This is a genomic window from Streptomyces sp. NPDC055099 (assembly GCF_053607685.1).
In genome coordinates, this window is sequence record NZ_JBSGUA010000016.1 from 179,425 (window position 1) to 192,786 (window position 13,362).

General features: G+C 69.4%; 17 protein-coding genes. 9 read left to right on the forward strand and 8 right to left on the reverse strand.

From position 1 onward, the window contains the following. Positions 1–24 precede the first annotated feature (24 nt). The 4 genes from ACWFRU_RS32950 to ACWFRU_RS32965 all read right to left on the reverse strand — a co-directional run bounded on the left by ACWFRU_RS32950 (position 25) and on the right by ACWFRU_RS32965 (position 2,307). Positions 25–462 (reverse strand): SsgA family sporulation/cell division regulator, encoded by a 438-nt coding sequence (locus ACWFRU_RS32950; RefSeq protein ID WP_453691805.1) that lies wholly within the window; start codon positions 460–462, stop codon positions 25–27. Positions 463–565: 103 nt separating this feature from the next. Beyond that, positions 566–1,291 (reverse strand): IclR family transcriptional regulator, encoded by a 726-nt coding sequence (locus tag ACWFRU_RS32955; protein ID WP_453691853.1) that lies wholly within the window; start codon positions 1,289–1,291, stop codon positions 566–568. Between the two features lie 286 nt (positions 1,292–1,577). Further along, positions 1,578–1,799 carry a DUF5326 family protein gene (locus ACWFRU_RS32960; RefSeq protein ID WP_351167259.1) on the reverse strand — a complete coding sequence of 74 codons (222 nt, stop codon included), beginning with the start codon at positions 1,797–1,799 and terminating at the stop codon, positions 1,578–1,580. Positions 1,800–1,989: 190 nt separating this feature from the next. Then, positions 1,990–2,307 carry a cupin domain-containing protein gene (locus ACWFRU_RS32965; RefSeq protein ID WP_160506069.1) on the reverse strand — a complete coding sequence of 106 codons (318 nt, stop codon included), beginning with the start codon at positions 2,305–2,307 and terminating at the stop codon, positions 1,990–1,992. A gap of 71 nt (positions 2,308–2,378) precedes the next feature. On the opposite strand from ACWFRU_RS32965, the gene ACWFRU_RS32970 reads away from it, so the two are divergent. The 5 genes from ACWFRU_RS32970 (at position 2,379) to ACWFRU_RS32990 (ending at position 6,130) form a co-directional block, all read left to right on the forward strand. Continuing rightward, complete coding sequence (locus ACWFRU_RS32970; RefSeq protein WP_453691806.1) at positions 2,379–2,759, forward strand: phage holin family protein; 381 nt, start codon at positions 2,379–2,381, stop codon at positions 2,757–2,759. Positions 2,760–2,768: 9 nt separating this feature from the next. Continuing rightward, on the forward strand, positions 2,769–3,266 hold the full coding sequence (locus ACWFRU_RS32975; protein WP_365826796.1) for a low molecular weight protein-tyrosine-phosphatase: 498 nt from the start codon (positions 2,769–2,771) through the stop codon (positions 3,264–3,266). Beyond that, the gene (locus ACWFRU_RS32980) at positions 3,263–4,456 is read left to right on the forward strand and encodes a cystathionine gamma-lyase (RefSeq protein ID WP_453691807.1); all 1,194 of its coding nucleotides are present in this window, start codon (positions 3,263–3,265) and stop codon (positions 4,454–4,456) included. Before ACWFRU_RS32975 ends, ACWFRU_RS32980 begins: the two co-directional genes overlap by 4 nt. Before the next feature lie 226 nt (positions 4,457–4,682). Further along, the gene (locus tag ACWFRU_RS32985; protein WP_453691808.1) at positions 4,683–5,588 is read left to right on the forward strand and encodes a LysR family transcriptional regulator; all 906 of its coding nucleotides are present in this window, start codon (positions 4,683–4,685) and stop codon (positions 5,586–5,588) included. A 59-nt stretch (positions 5,589–5,647) separates the two neighbouring features. Next, a complete protein-coding gene (locus ACWFRU_RS32990) occupies positions 5,648–6,130 on the forward strand; it encodes an NUDIX domain-containing protein (RefSeq protein ID WP_453691809.1) in 483 nt (160 codons plus the stop codon). 62 nt (positions 6,131–6,192) lie between these two features. Here ACWFRU_RS32990 and ACWFRU_RS32995 read toward each other — a convergent pair whose 3' ends face one another. Then, positions 6,193–7,788, reverse strand: coding sequence for a globin domain-containing protein (locus ACWFRU_RS32995; protein ID WP_453691810.1), 1,596 nt, complete (start codon positions 7,786–7,788; stop codon positions 6,193–6,195). Between the two features lie 393 nt (positions 7,789–8,181). After that, positions 8,182–8,814: an HAD family hydrolase gene (locus ACWFRU_RS33000; protein ID WP_453691811.1), complete on the reverse strand. Its 633-nt coding sequence runs from the start codon at positions 8,812–8,814 to the stop codon at positions 8,182–8,184. A gap of 76 nt (positions 8,815–8,890) precedes the next feature. Here ACWFRU_RS33000 and ACWFRU_RS33005 point away from each other — a divergent pair, with 76 nt between their 5' ends. Further along, complete coding sequence (locus ACWFRU_RS33005) at positions 8,891–9,442, forward strand: DUF2269 domain-containing protein (protein WP_453691812.1); 552 nt, start codon at positions 8,891–8,893, stop codon at positions 9,440–9,442. A gap of 5 nt (positions 9,443–9,447) precedes the next feature. Then, positions 9,448–10,317, forward strand: a complete 870-nt coding sequence (locus tag ACWFRU_RS33010; protein ID WP_453691813.1) for a GNAT family N-acetyltransferase — start codon at positions 9,448–9,450, stop codon at positions 10,315–10,317. Between the two features lie 124 nt (positions 10,318–10,441). On the opposite strand, the gene ACWFRU_RS33015 is transcribed toward ACWFRU_RS33010, so the two are convergent. Together ACWFRU_RS33015 and ACWFRU_RS33020 are read right to left on the reverse strand one after the other, a co-directional pair. Next, complete coding sequence (locus ACWFRU_RS33015) at positions 10,442–10,867, reverse strand: GlcG/HbpS family heme-binding protein (RefSeq protein ID WP_453691814.1); 426 nt, start codon at positions 10,865–10,867, stop codon at positions 10,442–10,444. Positions 10,868–10,914: 47 nt separating this feature from the next. Then, on the reverse strand, positions 10,915–12,123 hold the full coding sequence (locus tag ACWFRU_RS33020; RefSeq protein WP_453691815.1) for an MFS transporter: 1,209 nt from the start codon (positions 12,121–12,123) through the stop codon (positions 10,915–10,917). A 140-nt stretch (positions 12,124–12,263) separates the two neighbouring features. Between ACWFRU_RS33020 and ACWFRU_RS33025 the strand changes: the two genes are divergently transcribed. Both ACWFRU_RS33025 and ACWFRU_RS33030 read left to right on the forward strand, forming a co-directional pair. Continuing rightward, positions 12,264–12,722, forward strand: coding sequence for a MarR family winged helix-turn-helix transcriptional regulator (locus tag ACWFRU_RS33025; protein WP_453691816.1), 459 nt, complete (start codon positions 12,264–12,266; stop codon positions 12,720–12,722). 58 nt (positions 12,723–12,780) lie between these two features. Continuing rightward, positions 12,781–13,233 (forward strand): N-acetyltransferase family protein, encoded by a 453-nt coding sequence (locus tag ACWFRU_RS33030; RefSeq protein ID WP_453691817.1) that lies wholly within the window; start codon positions 12,781–12,783, stop codon positions 13,231–13,233. The last annotated feature ends 129 nt before the right edge of the window (positions 13,234–13,362 follow it).

Below are 13,362 nucleotides of genomic sequence, written 5' to 3' on the forward strand. Positions count from 1 at the left end.
CGGCTGCGTCTCTTGGCTCGGAGGTCAGCCCGCGCTCTGCTCCTCGGCGAGAATCCGGTCCAGCGCCTCGTCCAGGTGTGTCTCGAAGTCGGCGAGCGCCCGCTCCTGCCCCAGCGGAACCAGCTTGTCCGTACGGTCGAGGAAGGCGAGCAGGGGCGGAATCCCGACCCGGAACAGCGCCTGGTCCGCGCCGACCTGGAGCCGGATGAGTGCCTCGTCGAGCAGCTCGGGATCGGTGGGGGCGATGTGCACGTCCCCGTCTCCGCATGCCCCGCCCACCCCGTCGACCAGCAGCTCGCGGCCGAAGGCCCAGGTGACGGGTGCGTCTCCGGGGAGGTGGAAGGTCAGCCGGACGGCGTAAGGATCGCCGGTCTCATAACGCAGCTCCACCGGGATGCGAAACGACAGCTCCTCGGAAACGAGGAAGCTCATCATGACCTCTGCCTGGACTGACTCGCGCATCGCCCGCCTACCCCGTCGCTAAAGCTCGACTGGCCAGGAACCAACTCCCTGACACTCATGGCATCTTGCTTAACGTACACATCAGATCACAAGGAGTGAGTTTTCAGATGCTGATAGAGAAAGCAAGTGTCCTCAGCAGCCTTCCGATCTCGCCCTGCAAACGCTCGGCCGCAGGTAGGAGACGGTCCGCCTGATAGGCCGGAACTGAAATCGCCATCGTCGCCGCCGTGTTACCCGCAGTGATCGGAATCGCGGCGCAGACCGTCCCCAGCGCGTACTCCTGGCGCTCCACCACGGGCCGCATCCGGTCCATCGCGTCCAGGCGGCGGATGAATGTGCGGTCGTCGCGGACCGAGTATCGAGTGATGGACTGCACCGGATAGCGGGAGAGGTGGTCCCGGCGCTGTTCGTCGTCGAGTTGGGCGAGCAGACATTGCCCGATCGCATGGGCGTGTCCGGTCTCGCGGAAGTCGGCCCACTCCTCCACCGCCGGATTCCCCGGCGTGTCCGCGACGGCCACGACCTCGATCTCGCCCTCGCGGTAGACGGCGAAGTACACCGGCACGCCGATGGCATCCCGCCAGTGCTCCAGGGCCTCACCGATCATGCCGCGACGATTCTGCTGTGCCCCGCTCGCACTCAGCCGCTCGGCTGCCTCGCCGAGCACGAACACGCCCTTCTCGCGGCTCAGATAGCCCTCGTGCGTCAGGGTCCGGAGCAGGTGATACGCCGTGGGGAGCGCGAGCCCAGCCTCCCGCGCCAACTGCTTGGCGGGCGCCCCCTCCTGGTGCGCGGACGCGGCCTCCAGGAGGCGCATCGCCCGCTGCACCGAGCCAATGAGGGTCGGCGCGGCCGTAGTTGATGCCGGGCCGGGCGACGCCGCGTACGAGGGGTCGTCGGACGGGATGTCGGCGGGTGTGGCGTCAACCGTGGCCAAGGTTCACTCCCGAAAACGGCTGGGGGTTCCGCCCGTGCCCTGGGCTACACGGGTGGGAGCGCAGTGCGCCCGCACGCGGGGCTCGTCCCACGTCGGTTTTCGGACTCTAACCGCTGGCCGCCGGAGCAAGGCGCCGCACCAGGAAACTTCCCCCACCCGAGCGAACTGTTGCGGGAACTCACCAATCGCTGCGCGAAGAGGTGGAGCCGGATATGAACTTCCGTACGACGTAGATGAGTCCACCCACCAAGGCGACGAAAAGGAGCGCCTTGAACAGCAGGCCGACCACGAAACCCACGACGCTCGCTATCAGGCCGCCGAACACGACCAGGGCGATGACGGGCACCGCGATCCACTTCACCCACCACGGCAATCCCGAGAAGATCTCCTGCGCAGCCATCGTCTTTACCTCTCTCCGCATACGTCCTGCTTCTTGCATTCGATGCTAGGGCGGCGGAGGGCCCGACGGGGGCCTCGCATCCCTTGTCCTCCCCTGATCCACCCCCTAGGGAACCCCGAGGTCGCAGCCCCGAGAAGTCAGCCCTGCGGCGTACAGGTACAACCCTCCACAGGGCTGCGCTCAGGGGAGTTCAGCCCTCCGGCGGCGAGAAGACGACGAGCACCCGCAGGTCCTCGCTGATGTGATGGAACTTGTGGGCCACCCCGGCAGGCACGTAGACGACGCTGCCGCGCGCGACCTGAGTGGTCTCCATGCCGACCGTGATCGACGCCCGGCCGCTGACGATCATGTACACCTCGTCCTGCTGGTGAGGCTGCTGCGGGTCCGACTCCCCGGCGTCGAGCGCGTACAGCCCGACCGACATGTTCCGCTCGCGCAGAAACTGCAGGTACGCGCCGTCGTTCGCGGCGCGCTCCGTCTCCAGTTCATCCAGCCGGAATGCCTTCATCGTCCTCGTACACCCCTTGCCCCAGCCCGCGAACCGGCCGTTCTGGCCGTCCGTCTGCAACGATCACACACATGAAGAATTTCGTAGTCAAGACGATCGCCAACGCGGCGGCCCTTGCCGTCGCCGTGTGGCTCCTCGACAAGATCACGCTGACCGGCGACAGCACGGGCAAGAAGACGCTCACGCTGATCGTCGTCGCACTGCTTTTCGGCCTGGTGAACTTCCTGGTCAAGCCGGTCGTGAAGGTGCTCACCTTCCCCCTGTTCATCCTGACCCTCGGCCTGATCACCCTCGTGGTCAACGCGCTGATGCTGCTGCTCACGTCGTGGCTGGCCGACAAGCTCGACGTGAGCTTCCACGTCGAGGGGTTCTGGACCGCCGTCCTGGGCGGCCTGATCATCTCGATCGTGTCCTGGGCGATGAACGTCGTCCTGCCCGACGACAAGGACTGAGACCGCCCCATGGCCTTCTCCGTGTGCTTCGTGTGCACCGGCAACATCTGCCGGTCCCCCATGGCCGAGTCCGTCTTCCGTGCCCGGGTCGACGAGGCAGGGCTCGGCGGCCTCGTCGTGGTGGACAGCGCGGGCACCGACGGCTGGCACGAGGGGGACGGCGCCGATCCGCGCACCGTCTCCGTCCTGGAGGCCGCCGGCTACGAGAGCGATCACGTGGCGCGCCGCTTCCAGGTCTCCTGGTTCCCCCGGCTCGACCTCGTGATCGCCCTGGACGCGGGACACCACCGGGCCCTGCGCCGCCTCGCGCCCACACCGGCCGACGCGGACAAGGTACGGCTGCTGCGCTCGTACGACCCCGTCGCCGCCGGGCTCGGCGAGCTGGACGTCCCTGACCCGTACTACGGGGACATCGACGGGTTCGACACGTGCCTGAGAATGGTGGAGGCGGCGAGCGACGGTCTGCTCGACGCCGTACGTGAAGCAAGGGAAGGGCGGGCGGCATGACGGACTCCGCAGCGATATCCGCAGGTGACGGCGCGGGAACAGGCACCGGGACGGGTGACGGAACGAGAGCGGTGCGGGCCGGCCTCCCCGAGCCGGTGAAGTACGAGCCGACCCTCCCGGGTCCGGTGTTCGCCGCGCACTTCCACCTGCCGGGCGAGCCCACCGGGCCGTACACCTACGGCCGGGACGACAACCCGACCTGGACGCTTCTCGAACAGGCCATCGGCGAGCTCGAGGCGCCGGACCGGAGCGGCGACGGGGCCGCGGGCCCGGACGTCGAGACCCTGGTCTTCGCCTCCGGGATGGCCGCCATCTCGGCGGTGCTCTTCTCGCAGCTGCGCGCCGGTGACGCGGTGGTCCTGCCGGACGACGGCTATCAGGCACTGCCCCTCGTCAGGGAGCAGCTGACCGCGTACGGCATCGAGGTGCGCACCGCCCCGACCGGTGGTGACGCCCAGCTCGACGTCCTGGACGGCGCCAAGCTGCTGTGGATCGAGACGCCGTCGAATCCGGGCCTCGACGTGTGCGACGTACGGCGCCTCGCCGACGCGGCACACGCGCGGGGAGCCCTCGTGGCGGTCGACAACACCCTGGCCACGCCGCTCGGCCAGCGCCCCCTCGAACTCGGCGCGGACTTCTCCGTGGCCAGCGGCACCAAGATGCTCACCGGCCACGGCGACATCCTCCTCGGATACGTCGCCTGCCGTGACGCGGAGCTGACCGCCTCCGTGCGGCGCTGGCGCAAGATCGTCGGGGCCATCCCGGGGCCCATGGAGGCCTGGCTGGCGCATCGCTCGCTCGCCACGCTCCAGCTGCGCGCCGATCGCCAGAACGCCAACGCCCTGGCCCTCGCCGAGGCGCTGCGCGCCCGTGACGAGGTGACCGGGCTCCGCTACCCGGGGCTGCCCGACGACCCCTCGCACAAGGTCGCCTCGCAGCAGATGCGGCGCTTCGGATGCGTGGTCTCCTTCACGCTGCCCTCGCGCGAGCGGGCCGACCGTTTCCTGGACGCGCTGCATCTGGTCGATGACGCGACGAGCTTCGGCGGCGTGCGTTCCACCGCGGAGCGTCGTGGCCGCTGGGGCGGGGACGCCGTCGCGGAGGGCTTCATCCGCCTCTCCGCCGGCTCCGAGGACGCCGTTGACCTGGTCGCGGACGTGCTGCGCGCGCTGGACGAGTCGGCGGACTGAGCGTCCCGCGTGCCCGCGGCGCGCTCCGGGCTAGTACCGGGCTACGCACAACGAACGGTCCGAGCCTCCCCCCTCGTGGCTCGGACCGTCCCGGTTCTGCGCGCGAAGAACCGCGCGAACAAGGCTAGTTGACTGTGTGTCAGTGTCCAATCACAGTAGCGGCAGAGACCTATCGACATATTTATAGTTGGGCGCGGCCCTAGGGCCGGGAGGGGAGGGCGCCGCCGTGGATCTGGCCCTGCTGCGCACGTTCGTGACCGTGCACCGGGCAGGTTCCTTCACGCGTGCCGCCGCCCTGCTCGGCCTGTCCCAGCCCGCCGTCACCTCGCAGATACGGACTCTTGAGCGGCAGTTGGGCCGCCCCTTGTTCCTGCGTCAGGCACGCGGCGTGACCCCCACGACCATCGGGGACGAGCTCGCCCACAAGGCCGCGCCGCATCTCGACGCCCTGGTGGAGATCGCGGAGACAGGGCTCGAAGAGGACTCTTCGGTACGTACGCTCCACCTCGCGGGGCCTCCCGAGTTCACTGCCGCCCGCGCGTTGCCCGCCCTCACCGCGCTGACCGGGGAGGACGGACAGGGCCTCGCTCTGCGGGCCTCGTTCGGGAACGCGGAGGAGGTCCTCGAAGGGCTCTCGGCCGGGCACCACGACCTGGCGATCACCACGGTCCGGCCGCGCGGCACCCTGCTCACCGCGACCCCGCTGTGCGACGAGGAGCACGTCCTGGTCGCGAGCCCGCGACTGGCGTCCCGCATCGGTCCCGGCAAGCTGCGCCGCAAGGGGGCGACGGTGCTGGAGAACCTGCCCGTGGTGGAGGTTCACGAGTCGCTGCCGCTGGTCGCCCGCTACTGGGCCGCCGTCTTCGACACCCGTCCGGCCGCATCGGGCGCCGTCATCGTGCCGGACCTGAGGGCGGTGCTCGCCTGTGTCTCCACCGGGGCGGGACTCGCCGTGCTGCCGCGCTATCTCTGTGCGCCCGCCCTGGAGAGTGGCGAGGTCGTGGCGCTGCTGGATCCGGCGGTGCCGCCCCTGCGCACGTATTTCCTCGTCGTACGCACCGGCACGCTCGCGATGGCGCACATCGCGCGGGCGCACGAGTGGCTGCTGCGTGCTGCCGTCGACTGGGCTTGAGCAGGACTCCGGCTGGTTCACGATGTTTCACGTGGAACAGTCCGGGCCACATTCCTCCCATGACCGTCCGACCCGTGGTCAAGCGCACCGCCCGTGCCGTCCTGCTCGACGGCAACGACCTGATCCTGATCAAGCGGACCAAACCCGGCCTCGATCCCTACTGGCTCACCCCTGGTGGCGGCGTGGAACCGGAGGACGCCACCGTCGTCGACGCGCTCCATCGTGAGGTGCACGAGGAACTCGGCGCCAAGATCTCCGACGTGGTGCCCTGCTTCGTCGACACCGTGGAGCACATCGGCGAGGACGGCGGCGCGACCGGCGTCAAAGTCCAGCACTTCTTCGTCTGCCGCCTGGAGTCCATGGACCTCTCGCTGCGGCACGGCCCGGAGATGGAGGAGCCGTGCGGCGAGTACGAGATCGTCCATGTGCCCTTCACCCGGGTCGGGATCGCCTCGGTCCATCTCGTACCGCTCTCACTGCGGCACTACCTGGACGGCAACATCGAGGGCGTACGCGCGATGCACGCCCCCGATCTGGGCTGATGGCTGAACGCTCGCTGATCCGGGCTCATGACCAATCGCTCGCCATCGCCTGCTGATCTGGGCTAATCGCCCGCGGCGACCAGTTCCTCGACGGAGTCGTGGCGGATGCGGCCGGCCGGGATGCCGATGTCCCGCAGCGCGTCCACGCCGCTGCGGATCATGCCGGGCGGGCCCGAGAGATAGGCGTCGTACTCGTTCCAGGGGCCGTACTCACGCACGGCGTCCGGGAAGTGGGCGTGGCCGTCCACGACCGGGCGGACCGACAGCCAGGGATGGGTCTGCTGGAGGCGCAGCATCGTGTCGATGTCATACAGGTCGTGGTCGCTGCGGGCGCCGTAGAAGACCTCCACCGGCCGCCGTTCACCGTGCTCGGCGACATCCTCGACGAGCGCCTTGATGGGGGCGATGCCGGTGCCCCCGCCCAGACAGAGCAGGCCGCTGTCGGTGGTGTGGTCGACGGTCATCGAACCGGCGGGCGCGCCGAGCCGCAGGACGTCGCCGGGGCGTGCGTGATGCACCAGGGCGTTGGAGACCCAGCCAGCGGGGACGGCCTTCACATGGAACGAGAGCAGCCCGTCGGAGCGCGGGGCCGACGCGAACGAGTAGTGCCGCCAGATCCGCGGCCACCAAGGCGTCTCCAGGCTCGTGTACTGGCCTGCGAGGAAGGGGTAGGGCTGATCGGGCCGGACGGTGACGACAGCGATGTCAGACGTCCTGAGGTCGTGTGAGACCACCTCCGCCATCCACCAGGCGGGCGCGCGCAGTTCATCCGCGGCAGCCGCGTCGATCATGATCTGGGAGATCGTCGTGTACGTGCGGACCCAGGCGGCCTCGGTCTCCTCGTCCCAGACCGCGCTCGCGTAGCGGCTGAGCGAGCCGATCAGGCACTCACCGACGGCTGGGTAGTGCTCGGGCCGCGTGCCGTACTTGCGGTGTCCGCGCCCGAGGTTCTTCAGATACGCGGCGAGTACGTCGTGGTGGTCGATGTGCTCGGCCGCGGTCAGCAGTGCCTTGAGGAGCCTGTCGCGCTGGGTGTCCATCGCGGCGGGGAACAGGGGGCGCAGGTCGGGGTGGCGGGTGAAGAGCAGCGCGTAGAAGTACGAGGTCACCTTGTCGGAGACGGGCGCGATCTCGGCCATCGTGCGCTGGACGCGGACCGCGTCGGGGGAACCGGAGGGGGAGGAGGGCTTCCGGGGCTCCGGTATGCGTTCGGAGCGCAACTCGGGTTGAGGCTCCGGGGCCTGAGGTGCGCTGCGGGGTGGGGCTTGTGCGGGCTGGGCGGCTTGCGCGGCCTGTGCGGGCGCCTGTGCTGCCGCGCCCTGCGCTGTCGGTATTCGTTCCTCGGCCGCGTGCTCAGGTACGGCCGCGTGCTCGGGTATGTCCGCGTACGCGGGTGCGTCTCCGTGCTCAGGTGCGGCCGCGCGCTCCGGCTCAGGTGCGGGCCGGGCTTCCGCGCCGGGCGTCCCGGGCCTGCCCACCGGACGGATGGCGGACACCCGGCGTCCCTCGGTCGCCTCGGGCTCACCGCCCTCAGGCCTTGTCGGCTGCTCGCCGCCCGCGGGCGGCTTCGGCGCCTTCCGTGGGGTGAACCAGCCGCCTCCACCGCCGCTGTCGCCGGAAGTACCGTTGCCCGCCGACGTGGTGGTCGGAGCGTCCATGCTGTGCCTCGCCTCGAACATCTCTCAGTCGGTCCGTGCACTTCCCTGTAGGAAGCCGCTTGCTTTCCCCGTTCCGCCTCGGCAGCCAATGTGGCCACATTGAACCTCGGATTACCGGACCCTACGGACAAGTAGCGGCAAATGTGACATTGCCCGCAGCCACCTCATCGCAGCGTCCCATCCCGCACCGTGACGGCGGTCGCGTAACGGAAAGTTCAGGTCTTCGATCTCTTCGTCCCGTTAGGCTTCGTTGACCTCCGCCCGTGCCCCCCAGGGGTGCGCTGAGATGCACCCGGCCCGAACCGGACTCGACCATACCGGCAGCCGTCCGGCGCACAAGTCCCGCCGCCCTTCACCGGGAATTCAGGGATCGACGCTCTCCAATTGCCCCAATTACCCGGCGCCACGCACCAATTCATACGCCTTACGCAGATCACGCCCGACATAAGAGTGGGTGGCGAGCCCGACGAGCCGATGATCCGCATTGACAGCGACCGAAACAGGCACCGCTCCGAACAGCTCCACGTCCGAGAGCGAGTCGCCATAAGCGATGCAATCGGACTGCCCCACCCCGAACTCTTCACACAGCCGGTTCGCGATCTTCACCTTGGCCGCGGCATTGAGAATGCCCGTAGGATTCACCGGCTCGGTGAAAGGCACGGAGGGGAAGCGAGACCCGTGCGCGGCATGCGCGCCCCAGCCGAGGAGCCGCTCCACGAAGAATGACGGCGAAAGCGAGATCACCGCGCAGTAGTCGCCGCCCTCCCGGATCTCGGCCCAGGTTTCCCGGATACCGGTCAGCCACGGTGCGCCCTCGAAGGCGGCGGTGACCTGCGCGTCCGTGAGTTCCGCCCACAGCGCGTGCACCCGGGCCGCGTACTGGGGCGAGTCGATCCGCTGCGCCACGAAATCACGTTCCAGCTCCGCGATCTCCGCGTCCAGGCCCAGCTGACGTGAGATCTCCACGGGAGCCGCCGTGCCGTGCAGCAGCGTTCCGTCCAGGTCGAAGAGATGAAGGCGTGCCATGTACGCCGAGGCTAGTACCCGCGGTTACTCCCGCTGTCAGACGCCCTCGGCCGCCGCTCGCGGCACCGTGTTTCACGTGAAACTAAGCCCCCCCGCTCGCCGGGCCACCCTCGTCGTCCACGTCATCGCCGCCGCAGGCTGGCTCGGGCTCACGCTCGGCCTGCTCGCGCTTGCTCTCGCGGCCATCACCACGGATTCCGCCTCGGTCACCGAGGCCGCCGCCCGTTCCATGAAGCTCTTCGCGGACTGGTTGGTGCTGCCGCTGGCCCTGCTCACGCTGCTGAGCGGTCTGCTGCTGTCCCTCTGCACCCCGTGGGGGCTTGCCAGGCACCGCTGGGTCTACACAAAGTTCTGGCTGACCTTGGCGACTACCGCCGCGTCGGCGTTCGCGTTGCGGCCGGGCATCAACGACACGGTCGCCACCGTTTCGGCGGGCGATCCGGTGACGGATCCGACCGGCCTGATCGCCGGACCCGTCGTCTCCTTGAGCGCCTATCTCTTCATGACGGTCATCTCGGTGCTCAAGCCCTGGGGTCTGACCCGCCGTGGCCAGAAGCGACGTGGCCAAATCCACCATGCTTCTGCCCACAAACCGGTGGACGCCAAGGTCATGCGTCAGACAGCCTGAGCCGAGTGTCGACACCTACACTTTCCGCTCTGCCCATCCGCCGACTGACCCTCCGTGATCTCACCGCCTGCGCCGACCTGTCGCAGGATCGAGGCTGGCCACGCGAGGACCACAAATGGGGGCTTCTGCTCTCGGCCGGTACGGGCTACGGCATCGACGACCCCGCAGGCAACGGCCTCGCCGCCGCCTGCGTGGTCACCGAGTACGGACCACAGGAGCGCCCCGGCCTCGGAGCGATCGGCATGGTCCTCGTCGCCGAGCGCCACGCCCGCAAGGGCCTCGGCCGCCGCCTGATGCGGTACGTCGTCGAGGGCGCGGGGACCACCCCGCTCACCCTCCACGCGACGCCGAGCGGCCAACCCCTCTATGAGCAGCTCGGCTTCAAGACCACCGGTCGTGTCGAGATGGTCCGCGGCCGGTTCACTCCCGGCGGTCCGCTGCCGGATGTCGCCACCCGTCCGGCGACGGCGGAGGACCTGCCCGCGATCGTCCGGCTCGACACCGAGGTCTTCGGGCTCGACCGCACACACGTACTCACCCGGCTTCGCGCCTTCGTCGACCAGCTGCGGGTCGCGGAGACGGACGGCACCATCACGGGCTACGCGGGTGCCTGGCCGAACATGGAGACCCATGTCATCGGCCCTCTGATCGCCCCGGACACGGAGACCGCGAAGGCTTTGATCGCCTCGCTCGCCGAAGGCTCGGACCGGCCGCTGCGCACCGACATCGACGTACGCCATGAAGAGCTGCTTACCTGGGTGAAGGAACGCGGCCTGGAGCCGATCGCCTTCAACGCCGTGATGACGTACGGCATCCCTGAGCTGCCCGGTGACTGGACTCGTCGCTTCGCCCCGCTGACGGTCGCTGCCGGCTGACCGCACGCAGAGGCCCGCCCCCGGACGCCGGATACTCCCGGCGCTCGGGGGCGGGCCTTCGTCGTGCTCTTGCACGGTGCCGTACGCCCGTGCCTTGAGCCCGAGACGTACTCCCGCTGTCGTACTAGGCGAGGGCCTCCACGGCCGTCGTGGCGAACCCGTGGTCCTGTTCGGGAGCCCCGCCGCCGACACCGATGGAGCCGATCAGCCGGCCGTCACGGTGGACCGGGACGCCGCCGGCGATGAAGAGCAGCGGCCGGTCGAGGGCGGTGGGCAGGGTGTGGAAGGGGCCGTCCGGCTTGACCAGGTCGACGAGGTCGGCGGTCGGGGCGTTGAGCTGGAGCGCCGTGTACGCCTTACGGGTACTGGTCTCGCCGGAGATCAGTACGGCCCTGTCGTCGCGCCGGAAGGCGAGCAGATGGCCGCCCGCGTCGAGAACCGTGATGCTGACGGTGACATCGGCGGCCTCTGCCGCGCGGCGGGCCGCGGTGACGAGCGCCTCGGCGTCCTGCGTGGTGAGCGGGGCGACGGCGGGGGTGGTGGTGCTCATGGGGTTCTCCTTGTGCGGTGGTGCTGATGAGGGGGGGAAGAGGAAGGTCAGTGGTGGACGGGTGTCGCCTGCTCGACCGGGGTGGCACCCGCGACGACCACGCTGGGAGCGGCCGAGCGGCGCTCGAGCGTGGCCGAGACGACCGCCAGGAGGAGTGCCGAGCCCGCCAGTACCGCGCCCACCCAGTTGGGGGCGGTGTAGCCGAGGCCGGCGGAGATCACGAGGCCGCCGAGCCAGGCCGAGAGCGCGTTGCCGAGGTTGAAGGCGCCGATGTTCATGGCCGAGGCGAGCGTGGGAGCGCCGGAGGCCTGGTCGAGCACCCGCTTCTGCAGCGGCGGCACGGTGGCGAAACCCAGGGCGCCGATGAGCGTGATGGTCACGGCTGCCGCGATCTTGTTGTGCGCGGTGACGGTGAAGAGGGCCAGCACGACGGCCAGCGAGCTCAGCGAGATGTAGAGCAGCGGCATCAGGGCGCGGTCCGCGAACTTTCCGCCGATGAGGTTGCCCGCGACCATGCCGAGGCCGAAGAGGACAAGAAGCCAGGTCACGGAGGAGTCCGCGTAGCCGGCGACGTCCGTCATCATCGGCGCGAGGTAGGTGACGGCCGCGAAGACTCCGCCGAACCCGAGGATCGTCATCGCCATGGCGAGCAGCACCTGGACGTTGCGGAAGGCGGCCAGTTCGTGGCGCAGCCGTACGCCCTCGGGCTTGGGCAGGTCCGGCACGAGCTTGGCGATGCCTGCCAGGCCGATGACGCCGAGCCCCGCGACGACGGCGAAGGTGGTGCGCCAGCCGAGGGTCTGCCCGACGAGCGTGCCGAGCGGCACACCGACCACGTTGGCCACCGTCAGGCCCGTGAACATCATGGCGATGGCTCCGGCCTTCTTCTGCGGTGCGACCAGTTCTGCCGCGACGACCGAGCCGATGCCGAAGAAGGCGCCGTGGGCGAGCGAGGCGACCACTCGGCCCGCCAGCATGACGCCGAAGACCGGGGCCACGGCGGAGAGCAGGTTGCCCGCGATGAACAGCCCCATGAGCAGCATCAGCATGCGCTTGCGCGAGATGCGGGTGCCGAGGACGGTCATCAGGGGAGCGCCGAGTACGACGCCCAGTGCGTAGCCGGTCACGAGGAGACCGGCCGTGGGGATGGAGACGCCGAAGTCACCCGCGACCTCAGGGAGCAGTCCCATGATCACGAACTCTGTGGTCCCGATTCCGAAGGCCCCGATCGCGAGGGCCAGTAGCGCGAGAGGCATGGTTCTACCTTCCAAGACGGTTGCAGGTGCGCTTAGCTTGCGTCCACAATAATTGCACACGCGGGTTACTGGCAACCGCTGGATATTGCGTCGGTGGACTATCCTGGTTTCAGCAGCTCCGGGACGGAGGAACAAGAGCCATGACAGCGACGGACCCCGCACTGACCGCCCTTGCGCAGGGCTGGTGCGCGCTCTCCCTGCTCCACGGGAAGATCGAGACCCACATCGAGCGCGCCCTGCAGGCCAAGCACGACCTGAGCGTGCGCGAGTACTCCCTGCTGGACGTGCTCAGCCGCCAGCACGACGGGGAGGGCGGTCATCTGCAGATGAAGCAGGTCGCCGACGCCGTCGTCCTCAGCCAGAGCGCCACCACGCGCCTGGTCACCCGGCTCGAGGACCGCGGGCTGCTGTCCCGCTACCTCTGCCCCACCGACCGCCGCGGCATCTACACGGACGTCAGCGAATCGGGCGCCGCACTGCTCGCCGAGGCCCGCCCCACCAATGACACCGCGCTGCGCGAGGCGCTCGACGAGGCGGCTCTGAACCCGGAGCTGGCACCGCTGGTCAGGGCCGTGGAAGCGGTGCGGGTACCGGCGTAGGACCGCCGACCACGCGGTGGTCTCCCTACAGACTGAGTGGCTGCATAGGCTGATCCTCATGGGAGATCTTGAGATACGCCCGGCGGTCGCCGACGACATCCCCGCCATCGTGGAGATGCTCGCCGACGATCCCCTGGGCAGCACGCGCGAGTCGCCGGACGACCTCACCCCGTACCTTGCCGCGTTCGAACGCCTCGCCACGGACCCGAACCAGCATCAGGTCGTCGCCGTGCGCGAGGGACGCGTCGTCGGCACCCTCCAGCTCACGATCGTTCCGGGCCTGTCCCGGAAGGGGGCGCTGCGGTCGATCATCGAGGGCGTACGCGTCCATGCGGACGAGCGCGGCGGCGGTCTCGGCACCCGCTTCATCGAGTGGGCCGTCGATGAATCCCGGCGCCAGGGTTGCCAGTTGGTACAGCTGACCTCCGATGCCACCCGCACCGATGCCCGCCGCTTCTATGAACGCCTCGGGTTCACTGCCTCGCACGTGGGCTTCAAGCTGCAGCTCTGAAGCTGCCGTTGATGTGGCGCAACGGTGGGGGGGGGGGGGGGGGGGGGGAGCAACCCCCCCCCCCCCCACCCGCCCCCCGCAAGGGGGGACGCGAGATGACCCCCCCCCCCCCCCCCGAGGCGCCCCCCC

Coding starts and splice junctions, on each gene's coding strand:
- ACWFRU_RS32950 (WP_453691805.1), bottom strand. CDS start 462: ATGCGCGAGTCAGTCCAGGCAGAGGTCATGATGAGCTTCCTCGTTTCC.
- ACWFRU_RS32960 (WP_351167259.1), bottom strand. CDS start 1,799: ATGGCTGCGCAGGAGATCTTCTCGGGATTGCCGTGGTGGGTGAAGTGG.
- ACWFRU_RS32965 (WP_160506069.1), bottom strand. CDS start 2,307: ATGAAGGCATTCCGGCTGGATGAACTGGAGACGGAGCGCGCCGCGAAC.
- ACWFRU_RS32970 (WP_453691806.1), top strand. CDS start 2,379: ATGAAGAATTTCGTAGTCAAGACGATCGCCAACGCGGCGGCCCTTGCC.
- ACWFRU_RS32975 (WP_365826796.1), top strand. CDS start 2,769: ATGGCCTTCTCCGTGTGCTTCGTGTGCACCGGCAACATCTGCCGGTCC.
- ACWFRU_RS32980 (WP_453691807.1), top strand. CDS start 3,263: ATGACGGACTCCGCAGCGATATCCGCAGGTGACGGCGCGGGAACAGGC.
- ACWFRU_RS32990 (WP_453691809.1), top strand. CDS start 5,648: ATGACCGTCCGACCCGTGGTCAAGCGCACCGCCCGTGCCGTCCTGCTC.
- ACWFRU_RS32995 (WP_453691810.1), bottom strand. CDS start 7,788: ATGGACGCTCCGACCACCACGTCGGCGGGCAACGGTACTTCCGGCGAC.
- ACWFRU_RS33000 (WP_453691811.1), bottom strand. CDS start 8,814: ATGGCACGCCTTCATCTCTTCGACCTGGACGGAACGCTGCTGCACGGC.
- ACWFRU_RS33015 (WP_453691814.1), bottom strand. CDS start 10,867: ATGAGCACCACCACCCCCGCCGTCGCCCCGCTCACCACGCAGGACGCC.
- ACWFRU_RS33020 (WP_453691815.1), bottom strand. CDS start 12,123: ATGCCTCTCGCGCTACTGGCCCTCGCGATCGGGGCCTTCGGAATCGGG.
- ACWFRU_RS33025 (WP_453691816.1), top strand. CDS start 12,264: ATGACAGCGACGGACCCCGCACTGACCGCCCTTGCGCAGGGCTGGTGC.
- ACWFRU_RS33030 (WP_453691817.1), top strand. CDS start 12,781: ATGGGAGATCTTGAGATACGCCCGGCGGTCGCCGACGACATCCCCGCC.